The organism is Butyricicoccus sp., assembly GCF_977037065.1.
In genome coordinates this window covers 35,503-57,258 of sequence record NZ_CDRQNY010000015.1, presented here as the reverse complement: position 1 = coordinate 57,258, position 21,756 = coordinate 35,503, and the positions used below count along the sequence as shown (strand labels likewise).

General features: G+C 52.3%; 22 protein-coding genes. 6 read left to right on the top strand and 16 right to left on the bottom strand.

What is annotated here, in order from left to right:
- Nucleotides 1-282 precede the first annotated feature (282 nt).
- Genes ACWVX6_RS06885 through ACWVX6_RS06875 form a run of 3 tightly spaced genes read right to left on the bottom strand, consistent with a single transcriptional unit; the run spans nucleotide 283 to nucleotide 1,835 of the window.
- On the bottom strand, nucleotides 283-537 hold the full coding sequence (locus ACWVX6_RS06885; RefSeq protein WP_118760952.1) for a TIGR03905 family TSCPD domain-containing protein: 255 nt from the start codon (nucleotides 535-537) through the stop codon (nucleotides 283-285).
- A 25-nt stretch (nucleotides 538-562) separates the two neighbouring features.
- Nucleotides 563-1,267 carry an HAD family hydrolase gene (locus ACWVX6_RS06880; RefSeq protein WP_455152728.1) on the bottom strand — a complete coding sequence of 235 codons (705 nt, stop codon included), beginning with the start codon at nucleotides 1,265-1,267 and terminating at the stop codon, nucleotides 563-565.
- Nucleotides 1,268-1,274: 7 nt separating this feature from the next.
- The gene (locus ACWVX6_RS06875; RefSeq protein WP_455152727.1) at nucleotides 1,275-1,835 is read right to left on the bottom strand and encodes a TIGR01440 family protein; all 561 of its coding nucleotides are present in this window, start codon (nucleotides 1,833-1,835) and stop codon (nucleotides 1,275-1,277) included.
- A gap of 181 nt (nucleotides 1,836-2,016) precedes the next feature.
- Here ACWVX6_RS06875 and ACWVX6_RS06870 point away from each other — a divergent pair, with 181 nt between their 5' ends.
- The 5 genes from ACWVX6_RS06870 to ACWVX6_RS06850 all read left to right on the top strand — a co-directional run bounded on the left by ACWVX6_RS06870 (nucleotide 2,017) and on the right by ACWVX6_RS06850 (nucleotide 6,373).
- Nucleotides 2,017-2,196, top strand: a complete 180-nt coding sequence (locus tag ACWVX6_RS06870; protein ID WP_117491585.1) for a spore coat associated protein CotJA — start codon at nucleotides 2,017-2,019, stop codon at nucleotides 2,194-2,196.
- Nucleotides 2,193-2,450 (top strand): spore coat protein CotJB, encoded by a 258-nt coding sequence (locus tag ACWVX6_RS06865; RefSeq protein ID WP_118285050.1) that lies wholly within the window; start codon nucleotides 2,193-2,195, stop codon nucleotides 2,448-2,450. Before ACWVX6_RS06870 ends, ACWVX6_RS06865 begins: the two co-directional genes overlap by 4 nt.
- Nucleotides 2,450-3,061, top strand: coding sequence for a manganese catalase family protein (locus tag ACWVX6_RS06860; protein WP_118647282.1), 612 nt, complete (start codon nucleotides 2,450-2,452; stop codon nucleotides 3,059-3,061). Before ACWVX6_RS06865 ends, ACWVX6_RS06860 begins: the two co-directional genes overlap by 1 nt.
- Nucleotides 3,062-3,282: 221 nt before the next feature.
- Nucleotides 3,283-4,521: a beta-ketoacyl-ACP synthase II gene (fabF, locus tag ACWVX6_RS06855; RefSeq protein ID WP_455152726.1), complete on the top strand. Its 1,239-nt coding sequence runs from the start codon at nucleotides 3,283-3,285 to the stop codon at nucleotides 4,519-4,521.
- 226 nt (nucleotides 4,522-4,747) lie between these two features.
- Complete coding sequence (locus ACWVX6_RS06850) at nucleotides 4,748-6,373, top strand: class I adenylate-forming enzyme family protein (RefSeq protein ID WP_455152725.1); 1,626 nt, start codon at nucleotides 4,748-4,750, stop codon at nucleotides 6,371-6,373.
- 61 nt (nucleotides 6,374-6,434) lie between these two features.
- Here the strand turns inward: ACWVX6_RS06850 and ACWVX6_RS06845 are convergent, their stop codons facing one another.
- The 13 genes from ACWVX6_RS06845 to ACWVX6_RS06785 all read right to left on the bottom strand — a co-directional run bounded on the left by ACWVX6_RS06845 (nucleotide 6,435) and on the right by ACWVX6_RS06785 (nucleotide 20,414).
- Nucleotides 6,435-6,671: a hypothetical protein gene (locus ACWVX6_RS06845; RefSeq protein ID WP_118360196.1), complete on the bottom strand. Its 237-nt coding sequence runs from the start codon at nucleotides 6,669-6,671 to the stop codon at nucleotides 6,435-6,437.
- Nucleotides 6,672-6,677: 6 nt separating this feature from the next.
- Complete coding sequence (locus ACWVX6_RS06840) at nucleotides 6,678-7,226, bottom strand: class I SAM-dependent methyltransferase (protein WP_110437274.1); 549 nt, start codon at nucleotides 7,224-7,226, stop codon at nucleotides 6,678-6,680.
- Nucleotides 7,227-7,238: 12 nt separating this feature from the next.
- The gene (locus tag ACWVX6_RS06835; RefSeq protein ID WP_455152724.1) at nucleotides 7,239-8,012 is read right to left on the bottom strand and encodes an IclR family transcriptional regulator; all 774 of its coding nucleotides are present in this window, start codon (nucleotides 8,010-8,012) and stop codon (nucleotides 7,239-7,241) included.
- Between the two features lie 349 nt (nucleotides 8,013-8,361).
- Entirely contained in the window at nucleotides 8,362-9,465 is a 1,104-nt protein-coding gene (ychF, locus tag ACWVX6_RS06830) for a redox-regulated ATPase YchF (protein ID WP_118360199.1), read from the bottom strand.
- A gap of 152 nt (nucleotides 9,466-9,617) precedes the next feature.
- Nucleotides 9,618-10,832 (bottom strand): tyrosine-type recombinase/integrase, encoded by a 1,215-nt coding sequence (locus tag ACWVX6_RS06825; RefSeq protein ID WP_455152722.1) that lies wholly within the window; start codon nucleotides 10,830-10,832, stop codon nucleotides 9,618-9,620.
- A gap of 158 nt (nucleotides 10,833-10,990) precedes the next feature.
- Entirely contained in the window at nucleotides 10,991-11,194 is a 204-nt protein-coding gene (locus tag ACWVX6_RS06820; RefSeq protein ID WP_455152721.1) for an excisionase, read from the bottom strand.
- A 2-nt stretch (nucleotides 11,195-11,196) separates the two neighbouring features.
- Nucleotides 11,197-12,372, bottom strand: coding sequence for a Rep family protein (locus tag ACWVX6_RS06815; RefSeq protein ID WP_455152720.1), 1,176 nt, complete (start codon nucleotides 12,370-12,372; stop codon nucleotides 11,197-11,199).
- A 125-nt stretch (nucleotides 12,373-12,497) separates the two neighbouring features.
- Complete coding sequence (locus ACWVX6_RS06810) at nucleotides 12,498-13,910, bottom strand: FtsK/SpoIIIE domain-containing protein (RefSeq protein ID WP_455152719.1); 1,413 nt, start codon at nucleotides 13,908-13,910, stop codon at nucleotides 12,498-12,500.
- Between the two features lie 7 nt (nucleotides 13,911-13,917).
- Nucleotides 13,918-14,283 carry a hypothetical protein gene (locus tag ACWVX6_RS06805; protein ID WP_455152718.1) on the bottom strand — a complete coding sequence of 122 codons (366 nt, stop codon included), beginning with the start codon at nucleotides 14,281-14,283 and terminating at the stop codon, nucleotides 13,918-13,920.
- A gap of 222 nt (nucleotides 14,284-14,505) precedes the next feature.
- Nucleotides 14,506-14,934, bottom strand: a complete 429-nt coding sequence (locus ACWVX6_RS06800) for a helix-turn-helix domain-containing protein (protein ID WP_455152717.1) — start codon at nucleotides 14,932-14,934, stop codon at nucleotides 14,506-14,508.
- A 451-nt stretch (nucleotides 14,935-15,385) separates the two neighbouring features.
- Nucleotides 15,386-18,007 carry a DEAD/DEAH box helicase gene (locus ACWVX6_RS06795; RefSeq protein WP_455152716.1) on the bottom strand — a complete coding sequence of 874 codons (2,622 nt, stop codon included), beginning with the start codon at nucleotides 18,005-18,007 and terminating at the stop codon, nucleotides 15,386-15,388.
- A 12-nt stretch (nucleotides 18,008-18,019) separates the two neighbouring features.
- A complete protein-coding gene (locus tag ACWVX6_RS06790) occupies nucleotides 18,020-19,606 on the bottom strand; it encodes a site-specific DNA-methyltransferase (protein ID WP_455152715.1) in 1,587 nt (528 codons plus the stop codon).
- Nucleotides 19,515-20,414, bottom strand: a complete 900-nt coding sequence (locus tag ACWVX6_RS06785) for a hypothetical protein (RefSeq protein ID WP_455152714.1) — start codon at nucleotides 20,412-20,414, stop codon at nucleotides 19,515-19,517. Before ACWVX6_RS06785 ends, ACWVX6_RS06790 begins: the two co-directional genes overlap by 92 nt.
- Before the next feature lie 406 nt (nucleotides 20,415-20,820).
- Here ACWVX6_RS06785 and ACWVX6_RS06780 point away from each other — a divergent pair, with 406 nt between their 5' ends.
- The gene (locus ACWVX6_RS06780; protein WP_455152713.1) at nucleotides 20,821-21,723 is read left to right on the top strand and encodes a hypothetical protein; all 903 of its coding nucleotides are present in this window, start codon (nucleotides 20,821-20,823) and stop codon (nucleotides 21,721-21,723) included.
- The last annotated feature ends 33 nt before the right edge of the window (nucleotides 21,724-21,756 follow it).

Genomic DNA, 21,756 nt, shown 5'->3' with positions numbered 1-21,756 from the left:
TAATTTTTACGCTTCGTGCGGCAGCACGCATAAAATAGAATTTGCGAAGCAAATTCATAAATTCCGGGAGCATGGTCCAGACCACCCTCTCTTGCCGCTATGCGGCAATTCACCTTGTGTATCTCGGAATTTATACAAGGGAAGAAAAAATGTGCCCGTCAGGGCGCGGTTTTTCTTCGATTTCGCTTGAAAGCGTGGTTTCGAGCGAGAGACTGCTCGGAAAACGTTAGTTTTTCGACAGTCTCAAAGAACCGATATCGCAGGATATCGGTTCTTTTTATGTTATTCCGCGTCTTTCGCCTTACGGACCGCTGTTGCCAACTGATCCGAGCAGCTTGTGCCGCGTCCGCTGCACGAAATGCCCTTGAAGTAGCCTTCAATCTGCTCCACGGTCATGCCCTCGACCACGCGGCTGATTGCCTGCAGATTGCCGTTGCAGCCGCCCTTGAAGGATACGTTGTGCACGGTATCGCCGTCCAGATCGAACGAGATGTTCATCGGACATACGCCGTGCGGCTTGTAGTCAAAATGCTGCATGTCTTTCCTTGTCCTCCCTAACTTATCAGAGCAAAGTGCGGATATGCGCCGCTGCCTGCTCGAATGTGCATACCTCGGTATAGGACAGCTCACCGACCGGTTTCGGTTTGTCCGTCCAGTTGAGCCACACGCCGTCAATGCCAACATCGAGTGCGCCCTGAATATCGTGCGTGAAGTTGTCGCCGACCATGACGGTCTCCTCCGGCAGACAGCGGCATTTGTGCATTGCCAGCCAGAAGATCGCCGAACCCGGCTTATCCACACCGGCTTCCTCACTCGTAACAAGGCAGTCCACCTTGTCGGCAATGCCGAGGTACTCCAGCTTTTCCATCTGGATATCCGCCAGCATGTTGGTGCAGATGGCCACCTTAACGCCCGCCGCACGCAGCTCATCCAAAAACTCAGCCACGCCCGGGCGCAAGGTCATCTTAGCGAACACCGCATTCCAGTACACGCGGAATGCCTCGCGCGAATAGCGAACGGCGTTCAGGCCCATGCGCTCGAGTGCGCCCTGCGCAAACAGCACACGGTCATGCGTAGGCGGCATGGCAGGCTGCTGCCGTGCCAGACGCTTGCGGTTGACGCGGAATGCGTCCGCGAACCCCTTGCCTTTGTCTCCAAACGTGCTGATGGCCCACTCCTCCAGCTTTTCGTAGGCGTAGGCGTCCCCGGCCTGAAAGCTGGTGTATAACGTGTCATCCAGATCGAAAAAAACTGCTTTTAATCCCATAAAATCCTCACAAAAGTTTTTCGTTATAGACTGCGCGGCTGCCGCCTACAAACTTCGGACGGCGGCGTGCGCACAGCAGAACGGCTTCGCCGATCTTCTTGGTCTCAATGCGCAGCGGTACGACCACCGGCTTGATGTGCATGCCGATCAGCGTTCCGCCGATGTCCATGCCCGCAGAGGCGCTCTGCTTGAGCGACTCAACCGCCACCGGATCATCAAAGCGCTTGTACGCGGTCGTGCCGAACGAACCGCCTGCCTTGGGCTGCGGAACGACGTTGACCTCCTCCAGACCGAACTGCTCTGCCACAGCACGCTCCACGATCAGCGCACGGTTGAGGTGCTCACAGCACTGTGCCGCCAGTTCCACGCCGTGCTCATGCAGTACGCTGTGAATGCCCTCGAATACCGCTTCGGCTATCTCTACACTGGAATGCGTGCCGATCTTCTCGCCCAGGATCTCACTTGACGAGCAGCCGACCACAAACAGGTCGCCGATCTTCAGCTTGGCTGCCTCGCAAACCTGCTCTGCCGCCTTCGCACTTTGTTCTCTGATTTCAGAAAGCTCCATTTTTCATGCCTCCCCTTATAAGAGTACTATTAGTATAACATAAATGTCGGAACTTGTTAAGACCCAACGGCGTATGTTGAGAGTGAGGAGTTAGGAGGTATCGTGATGATATTGCAGGGCGGGGTGAATCATTATCCACTCCTATCTCCTAACTCCTACCTTATACGAAGGGAGCATAACCATGCAGAATCATTTACAGACCAAGGAGAGTATTCCTGCCGGTCTGCTTTCGCTTGCGATGGCCTTTGTGCCGACGCAGGAATTTGATACGCCGTATGATCCGGTGCTGGCGTTCTCGCGCGGCACGATCTTCCCGGCACTCGACAAGCCGTTTCTCGGAGAGGAGGCAGTGCCGCAATGACCGACAAGGCCAAACTGCTCGGGCGCGTGCGCATGTACGATTTCGCGCTTGTTGAGGTGATCGAGTACCTCGACGGCCATCCGGACAACGCTGCCGCGCTCAAATACTACAACGAAATGCGCACGGCGTTTGACAAGGCCGCCGCTGAGTACGAGGATGCATTCGGTCCGCTGACCGCCCGCGAGGTGGATACCTGCAGCGGACATTGGACGTGGATCGACGATCCGTGGCCGTGGGAAGGAGCTGAGGACTGATGTGGTCATACGATAAACGATTGCAGTTTCCGGTAAAGATCAAGAATCCGAATCCGCAGACCGCCAAAATTGTTATCTCTCAGCTTGGCGGCCCGGACGGCGAGCTGGGTGCGTCCATGCGCTATCTCAACCAGCGGTACGCCATGCCGTATAAGGAATGCAAGGGCATTTTGACGGACATCGGCACGGAAGAACTTGCGCACATGGAGATGATCTCCGCTATCGTGTACCAGCTGACGCGTAATCTCACACCTGAGCAGATCAAGGAAGGCGGCTTTGACGCCTACTTTGTCGATCACACGACCGGCATTTACCCGCAGTCGGCCTCCGGTGTGCCGTGGAGCGCCGCAACGTTCCAGTCCAAAGGAGACCCGATCACTGATCTGTTTGAGGATATGGCAGCAGAGCAAAAAGCCAGAACAACCTACGACAACCTTCTCCGCCTGATCGACGACCCGGATGTGCGCGAGCCGCTCAAATTCCTGCGGGAACGAGAAGTCGTGCATTTTCAGCGGTTCGGAGACGCGCTGCGCGTTGTGCAGGATAATCTGGATGCCAAGAACTACTATGCCTACAACCCGTCCATCGACATCCGGCCCAAAGAGAAATAACGCATTTGCAAGGAGATGGTCCCTGACCGTCTCCTTTTTTGTGCAAATACTGCATCAATCCGGGGCACTGTGCAAAACAAATTTGAACACTTTACTATGTAAAGTGTCTTTTCTTTTCCGTGCATTTCTGCTATAATGCTATTAAGTAGCGCATATTATATATTTGCCTGATCACTATCGGACAGGCCTTCGCATAAATTTCAGTAAGTAGGGGAACAAGCATGAAAGAACAGAAATTGGTCATCACCGGTATGGGCGCTGTTACGCCGATCGGTATTGGTGTGGACGCATACTGGTCCGCACTGGTGGAGGGACAATGCGGTGTAGGAAAAATTACCCGCTTTGATGCATCCGAACTGCCCGTGCAGATCGCGGCAGAGCTGAAGGACTTCGATCCCGCTGCCTACATGCCGAAAACGCTGGCCCGCACGATGGACCCGTTCATGCAGTTTGCCTTTGTTGCGGCCGAGGAGGCTCTCAAGGACAGTGAGCTGCCCATCGAGAGCGAAAGCGACCGTATCGGCATCGTCATGGGCACTGCAATGGACGGCGTTACCACCGTTGCACAGACGCAGGCTGCGTTCGACACAGGCAAGCGCGTCGGTCCTCGCTTTGTGCCGATGACCATCGGCAACATCGCTGCCGCCCAGATCTCGATTGCACACGGCATTCACGGCCCGAGTCTGACACTCAATACGGCATGCTCGGCAGGCGGCGACGCCATCATGACCGCAGCGATGCTGCTCCGCTCCGGCGAGGCAGACGCGGTTCTGGCTGTCGGCGGCGAAAGCATTCTGTGCCCGATCGTGGTTTCCGGTCTGTCGCAGGCCAAGGCGCTTTCCCGCCGAAACGACGACCCTGAGCAGGCGTGCCGCCCGTTCGACCTTGACCGCGACGGCTTCGTTATCGGTGAAGGCGGCGGCGCTCTCCTGATCGAGACCGAGGAGCATGCACTCGCCCGCGGCGCAAAAATCCACGCCGTACTCGCCGGTTACGCGAACACCTCGGATGCACACCACGTTACCGCGCCCTGCCCGGACGGCGAAGGCGCTTCCCGCTGCATGAAGCTGGCGCTCAAGAGGGCCGGCATGCAGCCGTCCGACATTGGCTATATCAACGCGCACGGCACGTCCACGCTGCTTGGCGACAAGGCCGAAACGCTGGCGGTCAAGACCGTGTTCGGCGGCCGCGAAAGCGCACCGCCGATGAGCTCCACCAAGTCCGCGACCGGCCACCTCATGGGTGCCGGCGGCCTGACCGAAGCCATTGCCTGCATCAAAGCCATCGAGGAAGGCGTTCTGCCGCCCACCCTGCACCTGGCAAAGCCCGATCCGGAATGCGATCTGGATTACGTGCCGAATACCGCGCGCAAGGCGGAAATCAACGCCGCAATGAGCAATTCGCTCGGCTTCGGCGGACAGAATTCCAGCCTGATTGTTGCTCGGTACGAGAAACAGTGAGGCGATAGGAGTGAGAAGCTTGTGCAGCAATTCTCCTCCTGTCAAGCAATAAACAAACAGGGACATCGGCACGCAGCTTGTGTCCCTGTAAGATTTTTCTTCTTGCAATTTCGTGATTATGTGGTATTATGATATTCGTTAAGTAGTTTTTAACTCTATATACAACCATCCCCTGAGGTAATTATGAATTGCTAATTCCCCATACAAATTATTAAGAGGTGATCCCTTGAGTCACGAATACACCTATGATATTTCCATGTTCCGCGACACATTTGAAACCCGTTTCACCTATCTGAACGGTTTCCTGCGCAATGTTTCGCGTTTCGGCAGCCGACCGGCACTCTTTGACCCGCATTCCGGCCGCCGCTGGACCTACCGCGAACTGAACGCCGAAGCCAACCGTCTGGCGCAGGCGCTGCGCGCGGACGGCGTCGGCAAGAACGATGTTGTCATGTTCACCCTGCTCAATTCGCCGGAGTTTGTTTTCTGCTATCTGGCGGCGCACAAGATTGGTGCGGTCGCGTGTCCGGTCAACTACCGGCAGGGCGCAGGCGAGATTGCACTCGTCATTGATGACAGCACGCCCAAGGCTTTCATCTACGACGCCGAGTTCGGCGAGCTGTCCGGCGGTGCGCTCGACCTGTGCGAGAGCAAGCCTGCCATCAAGATCGTTGTCGGCGCGGACGATGCCGTACCTGCCGGTCAGGTGCGCTATGCGGATTACGTTGCCGATCAGCCGGAGAACGACCCGCCGATCGACTTCGACCCGCACATCTACGACGAGACCACCCGTCTGTACACTTCCGGCACAACCAACCGTCCGAAGGGCGTGCCGATCAACAATATCAACGAGGTGCTTTCCGCGCATGACGTTATGATGCACTTCCCTCTCGGTCCGACCGACCGCACGATGAACATGACCCCGTGGTTCCACCGCGGCGGCATCCACTCCGGCGGCCCGTGCCCGACCCTCTATGCGGGCGGCGAAGTTGTCATTCTGCGCGATTTTGCACCGAAGCGCTGCCTGGAATATGCCGCGAAGTACAACATCTCGTTCCTGATCGGTGTACCGACCATTATCGCCATGCTCGCCCGCACGCAGGAGCGCACCCCGCACGACCTGTCCGCCCTGCGCGGCATTGTCACCATGGGCGCGCCGTTTGAAAAGAGCGCATGTGAGAAGTATATGAAGCTGCTCACGCCGAACATTTTCAACGGCTACGGCACGACGGAATCCTTCTGGAACACATTTCTGCGCCCGTTCGACCTGCCGGATAACGCAGGCTCGGCCGGCCGCTCGTGTACGGACGACGAGGTCCGCATCGTAAAGCTGCGCGAGGACGGCTCCCATTCCGAGCCGGACGACCTGGTCCCGCACGACAACGTGGCCGAGGGCGAGATCATCATCTCCTCTCCGGCAAAGAGCGCATTTTGTTACTATAATAACCCGGAAATGACCGAGCAGAAGTTCTACAAGGGCTTTCTGTACACCGGCGACGTCGGCACATGGGACGAGAACGAGTTCGTCACCGTGCGCGGCCGCAAGGACGATATGATCGTTTCCGCAGGCGAGAACATCTATCCGCCGCAGATCGAAGCCGTACTGAACGACCATCCCAAGGTCGCAGAGAGCGCCGTTATCGGTGCGCCGGACAAGCTGCGCGGCGAAGTTGTTGCGGCATATGTTGTGCCGAGCGATCCCTCCCTCACCGTTGAGGAGCTGAAGGAGTACTGCACGAACAGTCCCATGCTGTCCTCGTACAAGTGGCCGCGCATCTACAACATCGTTGATTCCCTGCCGCACACCGCAACCGGCAAAATCATGCACCGCGCCCTGCGCAAGCAAAAATAACCCAGACAGCACAAAAGGAGAATGGATTCGTTCCATTCTCCTTTTTACATCTACAACACGTTTACAGTAATCCTTGCAGCGACAGCGCAGCCGCCAGCGCCAGCAAAATGGCGATCAGCGTTTTCAGCACGCGCAGGAATCGTTCTCTTGTGACAAACCGCCGCCAGCCTGTCGGCTTCGGGTCCGGAGGAAGCATTTCGTCCGGTGTCGGCTTATGGTCGAGCAGCCTCACGTCGCAATCCTTGCATTTACGAACATTCTCGACGTATTCCGCGCCGCATTTCGGGCACCAAGGCATAATTCGTTACTCCTTCCAGATGAAAATCGGCAGCGGCGGATCATTTTTGCGGTTCATCCACTCACAGCCGAGCACGGTATAGGTTCGGTCGTCGAGTTCCCGCAAGTGAGCCAGAATTGCATCGCGCTCCTCATAGCCGTTTTCCTTGCCGTAATAGAGCGCAAGCGCCATCAATCCGCCTTTTTTGAGCAGCTTCAGACCCGCATCAACAGCAGGCAGTGAAGTCTCTGCGGTGGTGAATTTTGTCGGGTCTCCGCCGGGCAGACGGCCGAAATTGAACACGATGCAGTCCACCGTCTCCGGTTCGGCGTAGTGCGCCATGTTAGCGTGGCTGTCGAGGTAAACCTCGGCGCTGAGGTGCTCCTTCGCCAGCAGCTCGCGGGTCTGCCGAACGGCATCCTCCTGCACATCAAAGGCCAGCACACGGCCGTTTTCGCCTGTCAGACGGCACAGCAGCGCTGTGTCTCTGCCCTTGCCCGCAGTCGCATCAATACAAAAATCGCCTTCCCGAACCTGCCGCCGGAGCACATCATGTACAACCGAAAGTGTGTTCATGCTCTGCCCTCCTCAAAAGCGGCTGCCACCGAGCGCACGCGCGATTTCGTCCCGCGCAGCCATGAGCGGCGCACGCAGCTCTGCCACGCGCTGGTCGGTCATGCGGCTGACCGGCGCGGACAGCGAAATCGCGTAGGACGCGCGTCCACGGTAGTCCGGAATGGCGGCTGCAATGCAGCGCACGCCAAGCTCGTTCTCCTCATTGTCGAGCGCATAACCAAGCTGACGCACCTTGTCGATCTCGCGGAAGAATGCGTCCTCATCGACGATGGTGTGCTCGGTCCACGCGTGCACATCGCTGTGCTGCCACACGTCGCGCACCTCTGCGATGCTCCATGTGGCAAGAATTGCCTTTCCGACACCCGTACAGTACAGCGGCAGGCGCATGCCGATGCGCGAGAACATGCGGATGGCAGACGAGCCATTATCCACTTTATGGATGTACACAATGTCCTTGTCGTCGCGCATGACAAGGTGAACCGTCTCATCCGTGCACTGCTCGAGCCGTTCAAGCGACGCGCGTGCTCTCTCAACAATATCCAGATTATCCACAATATAGCTGCTCAACTCGCACAGGCGCATACCGGCGCGGTAGACGCTGGTTTCCGCGTCGCGCTGCACATAGCCGCGCGCGCACATGCTGGTCAGCAGACGGTGAACCGTGCTTTTGTGCAGGCCGGTTTCCGCAGACAGGCCGCCGATGCTCATGCCGTTGCGGCTGCGGCACAGAGTTTCCAGCAAATCGAATGCGCGGTCGAGCGATTGAACGGTCGATTGCTCCGCCATGAAAACGCTTCCCTTCGTTCCGTATTATAAAACACATCTCCATTATACAGCAAAGCTGCACAAAAAACAAGGGATTATTTTGGTGTGGTCGCCAAATTTGGGTCGGTCGCTTGCGAAGCGAACGGAATTTGCGCTGACACCGCGCAGGCGCAGCACAAGGCGAGTTGCCCGTCGGGCAAGCGAGCGTTCCCTGTGGGATAACAGTGCCGCGCAGCTTTTTAACACGTTATACCGCCTGTCACCTGCAAATAAATCTGCTGATAAACACCATCTTGCAGGGAGCGAAATTTCTCCTTTTACAAAGCAAAACCACAGTCAAAACGACTGTGGTCTGCGTAAAATGTTTGAATCAGACGTTGAAGCGGAACAGAACAACATCGCCGTCCTGCATCACATACTCCTTGCCCTCGGAGCGAACCAGACCCTTTTCGCGGGCAGCAGCCAGCGAGCCAAGCTCGATGAGGTCCTTATAGTTGATAACCTCAGCGCGAATGAAGCCGCGCTCGAAGTCGGTGTGAATCTTGCCGGCAGCCTGCGGCGCCTTTGTGCCCTTCTCGATGGTCCACGCGCGGACCTCCTGCTCACCGGCGGTAAGGTAGCTCATCAGGCCGAGCAGGTCGTAGCAGACCTTGATCAGACGATCCAGACCGGACTCGTGCAGGCCGAGTTCGGACAGGAACATCTCCTTCTCCTCTGCGTCCATGCCGGCGATATCCTCCTCCAGCTTTGCGCAGATCGGCAGAACCATCGCGCCTTCTGCGTCTGCGATGGCCTGTACCGCCTTGAGGCGCTCGTTCTCGGTGTCGTTGCCGGTGAAGCCTTCCTCGTCCATGTTTGCCGCGTAGATGACCTTCTTCGCGGACAGCAGGTCGCTCTCGCCGATCACGCGGTCAATGTCCTCATCCTCGCCAAAGCCCTCGAAGGTGCGGGCGGTCTTGCCCTCCTCCAGATGCGCCTTCAGGTTCTCGAGGATTTCCACATCGCGGAGCAGCTTTTTGTCTGCCTTCGCAGCCTTGCGGGTACGGTCGAGACGGCGCTCGAGGTGCTCGATGTCCGCAAGGATCAGCTCGAGGTTGATAGTCTCGATATCACGGGCCGGATCGACCGAACCTTCAACGTGCACGATGTTCTCGTTGTCGAAGCAGCGGACAACGTGAACGATGGCGTCAACCTCGCGGATGTGGGACAGGAACTTGTTGCCCAGACCCTCACCCTTGCTTGCGCCGCGCACCAGACCGGCAATGTCCACGAACTCGACCACCGCAGGCGTGGTCTTCTTTGCGTGATAGAGATCGGTCAGCGGCTGCAGACGCTCATCCGGTACAGCAACCATGCCGACGTTCGGGTCGATGGTGCAGAACGGATAGTTTGCGCTTTCCGCGCCTGCCTGCGTAATTGCGTTGAACAAGGTAGACTTGCCGACGTTTGGCAGTCCGACGATGCCTAATTTCATATGTAAATACATCTCCTTTATTTTATATAAGAAAGCTGCTGTCAAACCATTAAAATCATTGTTTTATGCAACTTCTTTTGGCGTTTTGTTTTTGACACAGAATTTTACTCACCCTTTACTCACCTTTTTTCTTACTTTTCAGAGTGAGTAATTCAGATAGCGCGATCTTGCTGAAACTGCTTGACGGCCTCAAACATTGCATCATCGGTCACATGAACATATAAGTCCATCGTTGTTTTGATGCTGGCGTGGCCGAGCAGCTTTTGCAAAATCTTCGGCTGCATACCGCTTTCGATAGCGCGTGTCGCGTAGGTGTGCCGCAACGCGTGCATACAGAAATTCTTGATACCACCACGTTCACACAGCTTGTACAGATGTGTGTCGTAGCTGCTGTTCTTCGCGGGCATACCCGTCCGAAAATTGATGAACACAAGGTCGCGCATATTGAATGTGACTGATTTAGCAGTCCGGCGGTCTATGTAGGTCAGCGTCTTGTTGAGTGCCTCGGCTTCTTTGCGATACTCTCGACCGATATAGAGGTCCCAGAGCAACTGATACGCTCTGTCGGTCAATGGGATCGTCCGATAGCTGTTGCGCGTCTTAGGCGGCCCAGCACGCCACTCCTGCTGCTTATAGCGGAACTCCATCGTTTTGTTGACGGTCAGCGTGTGGCGGTCCCAGTCAATCGCGTCCCAAGTCAATCCGATGAGTTCACCGGTCCGCAGTCCGGTTTCCAGAATTAGAGCGTACTGCACATAGTTGTGCGAACATTTCGCCGTTTCCAGAAACAACTTCTGTTCCTCGCGGGTAAGAAAGTGTATCTCGTCCTTCGCTTTGATCGGACCGTCAAAACGCACACCGTCCATCGGGTGCTTTTCGATCAGTTCGTTGATCTTCGCGCTTTTGAACAGCACACCCATTGCAATATATGTTTGCTTGATCGTGGAGTTGGCATAACGACCGATCATGCTGTTCAGCACTGCTTGACAGTGTATCGGCTTGACTTCCGTCAAACGCAAGTCACCCAGAATGGCTTTTGCGTTGATCTCATAACGCTCCCGATAGTTGCGTTTGGTGTTCTCTGCCAAACCTGTTAACATGGTTTTATGCCAAAGCTCAAACCATTCGTTCACCGTCATGCTGTTGTTATCTGATGCCGGTTTGCTCTCCGGTATCCGTACAGACATTTGCGCAGTATGCAGTTTCAGATAGTTTTGCTCTTTCTGCCAGTTGCGTGCCTCGGTGAGCGATGAAAAGCACTTTTCCAGTCGTTTTCCCGCTCGATTGGTGCATCGCGCATAGTACAGGCCGTCTTTTCTCTGGCCTATTCCCTTGCCGAGTTCCTTTCCCTTCAAATTCTTTGCCATAAACTTGGCTCCTTCCTCTATCGAGAAAACAAGCCATGCAACACTTTTATTTTAACATGCTTGTTTCATTTTCACAAGAGATAAACGAGTTTTTTCGATTTTTGAGGTATAAAACACCCCGCCGCATCTCCAAAATACAGCGAGGTGATGATTTTCACTTATACAACAAAGTGCTTGGAGATGTATTCCTCAAACTCTTTGCGCTTGACCAGCTTCTTGCTACCTACAAAGAGAACGAACGGACAGCCGTCCTCTTTCAGCATCGCATCAATACGGTTCATACCGATGCTGGAATAGACTGCCGCTTCTTTAATGGTCAGCAACAGCTTGTCCTTGATCGGTACAGTGATTTTATCTTCCATAGCTATTCCTCATCTGTACTATGTATATCTTCAAAAAGTGCATTGAACTTTTCTATCTTGTTATCCTGCTGCTTTTCCGGAGGTTGACAATAGGGGTTCGGGCGATTTGCGCCCACAATCGGTCGAAATTCTTTTATCGCCGAGCGATATTCGACTGCTTCAATCGTTTCCTCCGTCATGTGTAGAACCAGTGACAGGCGGCGCAGCAACTGATCGAAACCGTCCGTTTGTGTTACCCAACCATCGCCCACGATATTCTGGTAAAATTCGCTGGGTGAATACGGTGTCGTAATGAAATATACCGCCGCGCAGATGGCCTTGTCATAATAGCGGCTTGGCGCAGATACATCTTCTCCATAAGGATCCAACAGCTTGAGCAGGTCGGAGAAACGAATGTCAGGAGGACGGGCTTCATCGTAGATGATCACATCTTCACCGTTGTAACGCTGAAACGGATCGCGGCTGCTTCCGGTTATGAAATAGGGAGTATTGCGCTTTGCGGCCTGCTCTTTGGCAAAACGGGTTTTGCCTGTTCCTGCTTCTCCATAAATCCAGATTACTTCCACTTGCTGTCCCTCAGCTTTGCGTTGTTTCATGCGTTCTTCCGCAAGATTTTGCAGCCGCTTTGTCCAGACGTCTTCTATCTTCTTGTTGTTCTTGGCGTACTCGCTGCCCGACAGTTGTTTTTCCACTTCTTCGCGTGTCAAAATCCCGACATAAAGACAATCGAGTAAATGCTCAATTTCATTTCTTCGAGAATCAATCTTGTTCTTCTTTTTGTGTTTCGCCTCGAACTTTTCAAGCCAATTTATATAATCAAAATTGGCCGTTACCTCGGTGGCGGCGTACTGATAGTCGTTTTCTGCATTTTTCGTTCGGTGTGTTAGATAAGCGAAACCGTTGCTTATACCATTGTCCCAACTCTCGATATATTGTGGAGCAATATTAAGAGCTTTCGCAACTGCTTTTATTTCACGACTATTCTTAAAATGCATAAATACGTGGACATGATCTTCTTCTCCTATATCCTTGTCGTGCAAAATGCCGGCGTAGCGTTCTGCTCCGATTTTTCCTGCTTTTGTGAGCAACTTATCCAGTGTATTAAGTGGTGGCTTGAGATACTGAATCTGTTGTGCTAACATCATGTTATGATAGCGTTTTCTCTGTTGTTCTTCCATTTGATACCTCTTTTTTATCTCTTTTGGCACAATGGCACAGTGTTACCCGGCTGCTTCAACAAGCCCCAGCAGCCGGGTTTTAACTGGATTTTTACCATTTTGGCACATGGCACACTGCGCTCTGGCTACGCCTCGGCAGTGTCGCCAGCATAGTAGGCTGTTAATAACCGCCCGAGTTCGCTATACACCGCAAAGTCCAAATGCGGAAAATGAACGAACGATACGGCATCATGTTCACCGTCAGTGCTGGAAAACCATGCGTCACCCGCGGAATAAATCCGTCCGGTCGAAAGCTCGGTCAGCTTTTCGGTATCCCAGATCAGTTTCGCTTCCGGCAATGTCGGACGAAACAGTACCTTCGTTCCCATAGCGGAACGCAGCATAGCAGGTAGACCACCTTCTTGCACGCTTGCCTCTGCTATACTGATGATTGCATAGCAACCTGCTGATGCGCCCATGGTCACGATCCGTTTCACCAGTGCATCAAACGCATCCAGACAATAGTTGCTATCTTTCGCGGGCTTCTTCGGGAACATGGTCCGGCAGGCTACATACTCATCAATAAAGATGAATGACGGGTGAAAACCTTCCTCCCACCATTTTACAGCATCACCGGTCTTTTCGGACAGGTCGTTTAGAATCTGCTGTCGCTTCCGTATCGTTTCACAATACGATTCCAACGTTAACAAAATAGTTTTAGCCTCGCCATCAGCATCAAGCGTAACGGTGTGCGGCAAGCGGGATAGTTCAGCTTGCTTAGGATCGATGATTGTCACTCGGCTGCCATAGTCGTCTGGGCCAGCGGCGAGCACTTGCAGCAACAGAGAGATAACGCCAGTCGTTTTGCCACTGCGGGTTTTGCCTGCAACCAGAATAGAGCCCGAAGTGGTCAGGTCTATGTGGATCCGTTGGTCCACTCGCAACGCTGTTGATTTCTTCGGCGGCAGTTCGTCGACAAACTGAACAGTAAGCGAACGGTCCGCTTTAACATCTTCAAGCCGAAAAGAGGCAGCTACAAACGCTATATCCGCCTCAGCTCGCGTAATCGCGAACCGTTCAAACCGTCGGTTTAATGCTGCCGAAATGGAAGGTGCAGCCTCAAGGATAGTGTCAATGGTTACACTTTGCTGTGCGCAGATGGCCAGCTCGTAAACACCCGTTTCAATGCGCCGACACCACACTTTCGGGAGTAAATCGCCATCTCGGAGATGTAGCGGGTTGCCTCTCGAAGGCTGGAACAGCCCTTGCCGGACAAGGCTCCTTATACGCGCTGCGTCGGACATTCGGCGGTAACACATCACTGCTGCGCCGCCCAACAGGATCGCCAACACAAAAGCGAAACCGCATAACTTGAGTGCCGTTGCTGCTACACTGGCGTTCAATGCCGTCAGAATATCAGCGTCCCCCGCGGAGGGGGAGCACTGAATATATCCAAGGCCACACAGCACGCTCAGCAGCAGCGCGAGGCCGCCGAAACAAGCGAGCTGAACATAGACCGGAGCGAAGCGCAGCGGCGAGGTTTTGGAGCGGTAGTGCATGACGAACTCACTCCCTTGCTTTCGGTGTTTCCTGCGGCGGTACGACGCGGATACCCTTGCAGGTTACCGAGAGCTGGTTGTTGAACTCGCCGTAGCAACGGGCGACCGCATCGATCGGGACCATGATGTCACCGATAGCCACACTTGTGTCCCCCGTAACCTTGAAGGTCAGACGCTCAAACAGGTTGGTGAACATTTGGCCTTCCTTGAACGCGTACCGGGTGTTATCCTGCGTGATTACAACCGTAACACGCTTGCCAAGGTGATGACCGGTGTCATGGTCGGCCCAGTCAGCGACCGAAACGACCTGAAAGATCTTGTCCGATGCAAAACCGTTCCAGTCGAACCGGCGGAATTGATTCAGTCCCTTCATTGGACTTGCCTCCTTCTTTGTTTTCCGATTCCCTAAAAGGGAGCCAAGCTTGGCTTATGGTTATTAGATGGTTATTAGTAAATTGGCTGGCCAGCCGCAAGGCAATTACTTCTTGCCTTGTGACTTTAGTTTACCTTTTCTCAAGTTGTGTGTCGTGGGCCAAACTATACCAAATCTTTAATTGAACTATGCCGAAGTATGCCAAACGATATTTATTACTATTTATATATCATCCCGTTGAGCCAGCATATCATTGATTTTTTGGTCGTATTCATTAAATTCGGCTCGAAGCTCCATAAGCTCCTTTTCCATAGCCGATATTTTTTTGGAGACAGCTTTTTTCTCCGCCTGAATACGACGCAACTCTTCCACGAGTTGTACACAATCCGAGATTTCGCCACTATCTGCATACATAAGACGTTTAATGTCAATGTCATATACAGCAGCAATTCTTTCCACTGTTGCAGGTCTGGGATTCTGAGTAGCCCCTTCCTCGATTTGCATATATGAATTTCGAGTAAGTCCGCAAAGCTTAGCAGCTTTACGCTGGGACCAGCCCTTTCGATACCGTTCATGGGATACAATCTGGGCCAATTTCTTAACATCTATTTTTGTTTCGGATTTGCTGGGGTGATTAGATTCTTGCCGCACCTATAACCAGCAACCTAAAAATAATGTTGATAATCTGTTTAACACTGTCGGAATCATGGCAGTAAAGTTTTTCGCAAATCATTGCATGGGAACAAGTTTTTGCTAACTGAAACATAAAACCACCGTCCTTCCAGTTATTCAGAGCTAAGTGAATAGCAATCCGACAGCATTTTTCTCCTTATATCAAATTTTCTCCTTAAATTAGAATTTAGACAAAATAAAAGGGTATAACCAATGCTCTACTCTTGGTTATACCCTCATGTTTACTTATTCAATACACAAGACAGATCTTCTCCGTCCTGTCATCCTCTTATAGCTTGTATATAGCATACCACAGTCCAACGCCAAAGTCAAATCATTTGTTGTGAAAAAACGCAAGTTTATTCATCGAAGAACGGTTGTTCGGTAAAAACGTTCCATTTTGGCGTAATTTACCGAACAAATGTTATTCTTATAATTCCTTCAAAACCTCCAAGAACCGATCAATCGTATACGCGCCATCAGCGGAAAATTCACGATTCTTGAAAACCATAAAGTATTTATAGTTCGGCCCGCACAGCGACTGCCATTTGCGTCCGAGTTCCAACTTGCGGCGGCTGTCGCTATTGTCACGATCATCACCTTTATACTCAATCAGTACCAGCTTGCCGGATTTGGTCATTACCATGAAGTCCGGATAATGATTGATAAAGCCGTTAATGCGGAACCCTTTTCGATCAATAATCCGATGCCACCATTTCACATTCTCCAGAGCAACCACCGCGTCTATCAGCTCGTGTTCACCGTTGTTCATATCGCTTTTTTCGGCTTCATAGAGTGACTTCGGAATAGCGTCTGTCGCATCGGCCGGTGTGATAACCAGCGGCAGCGTATAGCTTCCATGAACCTCAATCTTGCCCGCATCGAGCCACCGGTAAAACTGCTTTTCCCGATAGGCCTCCTCCAGTGCTTTGATCTTATCCGCGATTTTAGCTGAATAGGAAGAAATTGCACTTTCCATCGCGGTCAGTTCATCGTCCGTCATGCCGTCTATAATCCGGCGAACGTACTCCTTAATCTCCGATGCAACGTAGCGGTTATTCTTATTGAGTATGCTGCAAATGTTTTGAATACAGCTTTCCACCTTTTGTTCCGGCGGGAGGTGCGCCAGCCGTTTGCGGATATATTCATTGAGTTCGCTGTCTGCACGGTGATACTTCGGAACGGCCTCACCACTGCTTTCCACATCAACGCGATACATTTCACCGGTAGCAAGTTCAAAGTTAATCTGCGCGTCCTGTGCTTTCAGTGAGAATCCTTCCGACAGGTGTGCCGGTTCCAGTATATCATAGCCCTGCTCGCCGTTGTTGAACAAGTTCGGAAGTGTCGGAAGGCAGAACTGCGGAATTTCCAACGCCGAAACCTCCTCCACAAGATACGACTGCATTTTGTACTGATGCAGCATTGCTCCCAAGTCTCCACCCTCCATTCCGTTATCCGGTTCGTTGACTTTTTGATTATATTCCTCGGCTTCCTGCTTTGCCTGACGCACCATATCAGATGCCCCGTCTGCGGCCGGTGCAGGACTGTTCAGCGTTTCCTTGATTTTCTGTGCATCGACATCATCAAAGCTGTCGCTTTCCTCTGCGGGCGGCTCTGGCTGCGGCTCCATCGTTGTCTGTTCGGCGGCCGACGGTGCAGGCTGCGGAGGAACCGGATTGGATTCGCCAACACGATAGTCCCGACGGCTGAAACCGGCTTTGTTCAGACCAGCAATGATTTTTTCCAGCGTGTTATGGAAATCCGCCGAATTCGTCAGTACATAAGAGGTATTCAGCAATGGCGATTGATGCTGCCGCGCATACGGCTGACGCAAGATACGGCCGAGAATCTGCTCTACATCGACCGCCGAGGTGCGGTTCGCAAGCGAGGCCAGAATATACGCAAACGGGCAGTCCCAGCCCTCTTTCAGTGCGTTGACCGTAATAATGTACCGAATTTGACAAGTTCGGCTCATAAGGTCCTGCCCCTTAAGATCGTCTATGTCGGAAGTCTTGACCGCAACCTGTTCCTCCGGAATGCCCATCGCAATCAGCATAGACTTGATCCTGTCGAAGGTGTCGCTGTTGTCCTTCGTGCGCGGTTGAGCCTGAAACAGCACGATAGGCCGGATATACGCACCGCCCGCCTGTTCTGCGGCTATGGCCTCCTGCTCAATACTGCCGCGAAGCTGAATTGCGTCCTGAATGACGCTCTGACGCGAGGTTCGGTTGTAAACAACAACCGGCAGTTTGACCATATGCTCTTTCTTGAGTTCCCGCGCGTCAACATAGGAGATAATATTGCTGTTCTTGCGTGGCGTTGCCGTCAGATCGAGAATAAAGGACGGATTCAGGTTGTTCAGCATCTCGGTGCTGAGGTCAGAACCGGCGTTGTGGCTTTCGTCCACAATGACAACCGGTTCCAGATGGCGAAGCACCTGAATCAGTGCCGTATCCGGCGTATCGGACAGCAGCACTGATTCATCTTTGAAATACTCGGCAAAGCGGAACAGATTGCCGTTCTCCTGATAAACCTTGCGGACATCCTTTTTCTTGCTGTTGATGCGCAGAGAACCGTAGCTCATCACGCAGACGGTCAGCATCTCCCGAACGGTATCTGGCGAAAAATTCTGTCCGTTCAGCAGCATTTCCTTTGTGTAAACACCGACACGACCGGCGAACTCCTGATCGAGCCGCTGACGATACGGATGATCAACATTCGACAAATTCTGAATGGTCTGCGTCAGGATCGAATCGCTGGGAACCAGCCAGACAACAAGCTGGGGCTTGCCGGTCGGCAGAGCATCGAAAATGCGCTTGACCGATGCACAGGCCATAAAGGTCTTGCCGCCGCCGGTCGGCACCTTCATACAGACATGAGGAACGCCGTCAATCGAGTTGTTATAGGTCGGTACACCGCCCAGTCCTACGGCAATATCTTTTTCCGCCCAGTAATCCCGCCAAGCGGCAAATAGATTCGGACTATGGTTGACGCAGTTCATATAGGCGGAAAGGTCACGCATGACCTGCTTTTGATATGTATTCAGTTCCATGCCATACTCCCCTTACAGTTTCGTAATATCGCGCGGAATTTTCTTAAAGGTGATGTGATATTTCTCCAATTCCGCATCACTGAGGGTGCAGAGGTCAGCGTAAATCACATAAGCGTCTGCGCGGGTGCGAACGGTGTTCAGGAACGCGCGGTTCAGGGTGGTGACAGCCTGCTTCTCATAATAGAAATAGTAGGCACTGCCGACATGAACGCCGAGGAAATACGGCTCGTCCGGATTTGGTTCCGGCAGACTGCTTTTTGTATCGGTGAAGTAGATATACTCCCGAATTTTATCCGTACTGACCTTTTCGTTCAGAACATCGCCGCACAGCAGCGGTTCGCCCAGCTCATAATAGCTGAAACTGCCGCCGGTGCCATCGACCGCCTTTTTGCCCTCGCCGTAGCCGTTGATCACCCGCTTGACGCGCTCGGCGGTAATGCTGTCGGCGTAGTCGCCCATCTCCACAAGGATAAATCTGCGGTTTCCGCCGTCCGCCCTGTTCATGTTCAGCACCGCGTGCGCCGTCGTGCCCGAACCGGCAAAGGAGTCGAGAATAATGTCGTTATTTGATGTAGCTTGATCGACAAGAGTCTGAATTAAGTTAACACTCTTTGGAAAAGCAAACTGAGCCTCTGGAAACATTTTGCGCATAATACGAGTTCCGTCGGTTGTATACCCTACGTCTGGAGTAAGAATACTGGAAAAACCGGTATTCTCGCTTAAAAGGTCTTTAAGGAACTTTTTTTCACGAGGTCGACCTGTCGGCAATTTAGGGAAAAGAATTCGCCCCTCACTAATCATCCGCTCTACATTTTCTTTGCTTTTCGACCATCCTCTATTAGGATTTGGAGGATAAACCAATCCTGTTTTAGGATCAACAATATCATAATGAAGGTTTGGACGCTGTTGCGCATTCGCTAAACCAGAAAGATCAATGCTGGCCCAAGGACCGCGTGGATCATTATCGGGATTGTTATATTTTGAAATGTCTTTTTCGACACCCTTGAGCGAAAAAAGATCGCTTTTACTATAAACAAGGACATACTCATGATCGACGGAAAGCATAGTTTTGTTTCTATTATCTGCACGTTGTCTACTGTGCCAAATCAACGTCGACTGGTAATTGCTCGCTCCAAAAATTTCATCACATATACATTTGAGATTGGTATATTCAATATCATCAATACTAATAAAAATCGCGCCGTTCTCGGCCAGCAGCTTTTGCAGCAGTTTCAGGCGCGGATACATCATGCACAGCCACTTGTCATGGCGGCTCAGGTCCTCGCCCTCTTTGCCGACCGTCTTGTGCAGCCAGTCCCTCATGCGCGGGTCGTTTACGTTGTCGTTATACACCCAGCCCTCGTTGCCGGTGTTGTACGGTGGATCTATATAGATGCACTTGATCTTCCCCTCGTACTCCGGCAGCAGTGCCTTCAATGCCTCCAGATTGTCGCCATGAATAATTTTGTTGGCACTGCCGTTATCGGTCTCGTGCTGTCCGTTCTCGTCAAAGCTGTACTGCCGTTCCAGTACCCGATACGGCACTTCCAGATGGTGGTTGATTACTTTGTCCTTGCCAATCCATGTGAGTGTCGGCATTTTCCTTCTTCCCCCTGTCGCGCACATATACCTTTATAAAGTTGATACATGTGTAAACGAAAATCTTTTCAAATTTTCTATAACTAATTTTGCTGGAAAATGTATGTTTTGTTTTTTGCAACCGTTTTTGTTCGTGATCTTCTGAATTTTTCTCTTGCTTGTGCTTGGCTTGCTTCTGCGCCAACTGTTGTTCTTCATTACTTAACCACACCGTAGCGTAGAGAGAAATCGGTGTTCGCCTGTTATCATTCTTGAAGCATATGTCCCAATACTCGCCTTCATGTGAGGCACCATTTCGATACTCATTTAAGACGCTGATAAACTGCCAAAACGAATCCTCTTGACCATCATTTGATGGATCAATGCCTTTGTCAATGTCACCATCAGCAGCAATATCACGCCCAAAGTTTTTACGAATATACGCTTTATCTTGTTTTGGAGTATAATTTCCCCAAAAGTTGAAGAGCATTTCCTTTTTGCTCATGCTCTTGTTTCCGGCCAACGTTTGAAGCGTTTCAACACACGAAACCAGCAAAACAATTTTGAAAATATCTTTGCCTTTCCGTATCAGCTCCATATCACTCGCCGTTGATACCATACGTTCAACGCAATTCATCATCCGTCGCGGAATGAACAGGCTTTCATCTACATCTTGTTGCCATGTTGTGCTCAACGGTTCGTTATGCACAACATCAAATATAAAATCGAGGCAGGCCTCATCGCTTTTGAAATAATCACGATAGAATATCCACAGTTTCGATAGATGACCGGTATCAATGCGTGCTAACACAGTTCTTAACTTATTCATATTGATTTCCCGCCTTTCTACGTTTTATCTGTTTCATTCCCATGGTACAAAAATCATGCGAAAAGAAAAAGCCTCACTGCATCGCAGTGGGCCTTTTGTGTTGCATGACCTGTTTTCACCCGATTACTCACCCTTTTGCCGGTGAGTTATAGCGATTTTTATAGATTTATATATTTTCAAAAAGTTCTTATATTTAGCAATATAGAGCTATATTGCATTTCATAGAAGAATTTTTGTTTAGAGACGGCTTACGATGCCGAGTTTCATAATGTAATTCCTCCAACTTTATAAGGGGATTTTCTGCTCCCCGTTTTCTGCATAAAAATAGTATACCGCTTTCGCTGGAATTTTGCAATGTTTTGCGCTATACTAAAGATACCAATTTGTCTGCAAGAGGTGAAAAGCCATGCCTTCTTATGTCACTTACCATATTTTTGCGGCTACCGTACAGCGCGTAACCAGTGATTCGGTCGCCCATATCGCGTCCTCCTATCCGGCGGCCTACCGATGGGGCTCGCAGGGAGCGGACCCGCTGGCGCTCTATCACGCGCCGTTCCCGTCCGCGCTGCGCAGACTGGCGAACCGCGTCTGCACCGAGCCGCCCGCGCCGCTGTTCGAATCACTGTGCAAAGCCGCCGTTGCATCGCACAACACGGCTGCGCTCGCGTATGTATTCGGATTCTGCACGCACTATGCGCTCAGCCGCGTAACCTATTCGTTTGTTTCCGCACAGGCGGACAGGCTGTCGCAGTTCATGCCGGGCTACTCTGCCGAGGCACGCCGCCATTTAGTCGAAAGCGACATCGACGGTGTGATGATCGCGGATTTTGTCTCGGACACGCCCGCCGAGTACGAGGCGTACCGCTATCTGGAGCCGGATGCGCCCGAGTCCCCTCTCGCGGCGAAAATTCTGGCGCAGGCTCTGCGGGAGACGTACGGCGTGCATATCACGCCTGCCGCCGTCTACCACTCGATGAACGATATGCGCCGCATGCACCATCTCGCGCATCAGGGCGCCTCTGCGCTCAGCCGTCTGCAGCGGTTCGAGCACCTGATCGGCAAATCCGGTTTTGCGTCCTCTCTCATCCGTCCGACAGAGCCGCTCGCGGCGGACTGCACCAATCAGGAGCACCGTCCGTGGACATCCCGCACCGGCGAGCGAACGGATTCCTTCTCCGATCTGTTTGATGCCGCCGTGCCGCTGGCGGTCTCGCTGCAGCGTGCCGCCCTCGACCGCTATTATCAGCAGAAGCCGCTCGATCCGCGTTTTTTCCCCACGGATTTCACGGGCACACCCATCAAAAAGTAAAAATTTGATAACTTAGCGACAGGTTTCGTATGA

What these genes read in the sequence shown, in the direction of transcription:
- fabF (WP_455152726.1), top strand. Translation starts at nt 3,283, where the DNA reads ATGAAAGAACAGAAATTGGTCATCACCGGTATGGGCGCTGTTACGCCG.
- ACWVX6_RS06820 (WP_455152721.1), bottom strand. Translation starts at nt 11,194, where the DNA reads ATGGAAGATAAAATCACTGTACCGATCAAGGACAAGCTGTTGCTGACC.
- ACWVX6_RS06875 (WP_455152727.1), bottom strand. Translation starts at nt 1,835, where the DNA reads ATGGAGCTTTCTGAAATCAGAGAACAAAGTGCGAAGGCGGCAGAGCAG.
- ychF (WP_118360199.1), bottom strand. Translation starts at nt 9,465, where the DNA reads ATGAAATTAGGCATCGTCGGACTGCCAAACGTCGGCAAGTCTACCTTG.
- ACWVX6_RS06805 (WP_455152718.1), bottom strand. Translation starts at nt 14,283, where the DNA reads ATGAAGGGACTGAATCAATTCCGCCGGTTCGACTGGAACGGTTTTGCA.
- ACWVX6_RS06780 (WP_455152713.1), top strand. Translation starts at nt 20,821, where the DNA reads ATGCCTTCTTATGTCACTTACCATATTTTTGCGGCTACCGTACAGCGC.
- ACWVX6_RS06835 (WP_455152724.1), bottom strand. Translation starts at nt 8,012, where the DNA reads ATGGCGGAGCAATCGACCGTTCAATCGCTCGACCGCGCATTCGATTTG.
- ACWVX6_RS06865 (WP_118285050.1), top strand. Translation starts at nt 2,193, where the DNA reads ATGACCGACAAGGCCAAACTGCTCGGGCGCGTGCGCATGTACGATTTC.
- ACWVX6_RS06790 (WP_455152715.1), bottom strand. Translation starts at nt 19,606, where the DNA reads ATGCCGACACTCACATGGATTGGCAAGGACAAAGTAATCAACCACCAT.
- ACWVX6_RS06870 (WP_117491585.1), top strand. Translation starts at nt 2,017, where the DNA reads ATGCAGAATCATTTACAGACCAAGGAGAGTATTCCTGCCGGTCTGCTT.
- ACWVX6_RS06795 (WP_455152716.1), bottom strand. Translation starts at nt 18,007, where the DNA reads ATGGAACTGAATACATATCAAAAGCAGGTCATGCGTGACCTTTCCGCC.
- ACWVX6_RS06845 (WP_118360196.1), bottom strand. Translation starts at nt 6,671, where the DNA reads ATGCCTTGGTGCCCGAAATGCGGCGCGGAATACGTCGAGAATGTTCGT.
- ACWVX6_RS06785 (WP_455152714.1), bottom strand. Translation starts at nt 20,414, where the DNA reads ATGAATAAGTTAAGAACTGTGTTAGCACGCATTGATACCGGTCATCTA.
- ACWVX6_RS06825 (WP_455152722.1), bottom strand. Translation starts at nt 10,832, where the DNA reads ATGGCAAAGAATTTGAAGGGAAAGGAACTCGGCAAGGGAATAGGCCAG.
- ACWVX6_RS06810 (WP_455152719.1), bottom strand. Translation starts at nt 13,910, where the DNA reads ATGCACTACCGCTCCAAAACCTCGCCGCTGCGCTTCGCTCCGGTCTAT.
- ACWVX6_RS06880 (WP_455152728.1), bottom strand. Translation starts at nt 1,267, where the DNA reads ATGGGATTAAAAGCAGTTTTTTTCGATCTGGATGACACGTTATACACC.
- ACWVX6_RS06885 (WP_118760952.1), bottom strand. Translation starts at nt 537, where the DNA reads ATGCAGCATTTTGACTACAAGCCGCACGGCGTATGTCCGATGAACATC.
- ACWVX6_RS06840 (WP_110437274.1), bottom strand. Translation starts at nt 7,226, where the DNA reads ATGAACACACTTTCGGTTGTACATGATGTGCTCCGGCGGCAGGTTCGG.
- ACWVX6_RS06860 (WP_118647282.1), top strand. Translation starts at nt 2,450, where the DNA reads ATGTGGTCATACGATAAACGATTGCAGTTTCCGGTAAAGATCAAGAAT.
- ACWVX6_RS06815 (WP_455152720.1), bottom strand. Translation starts at nt 12,372, where the DNA reads ATGGAAGAACAACAGAGAAAACGCTATCATAACATGATGTTAGCACAA.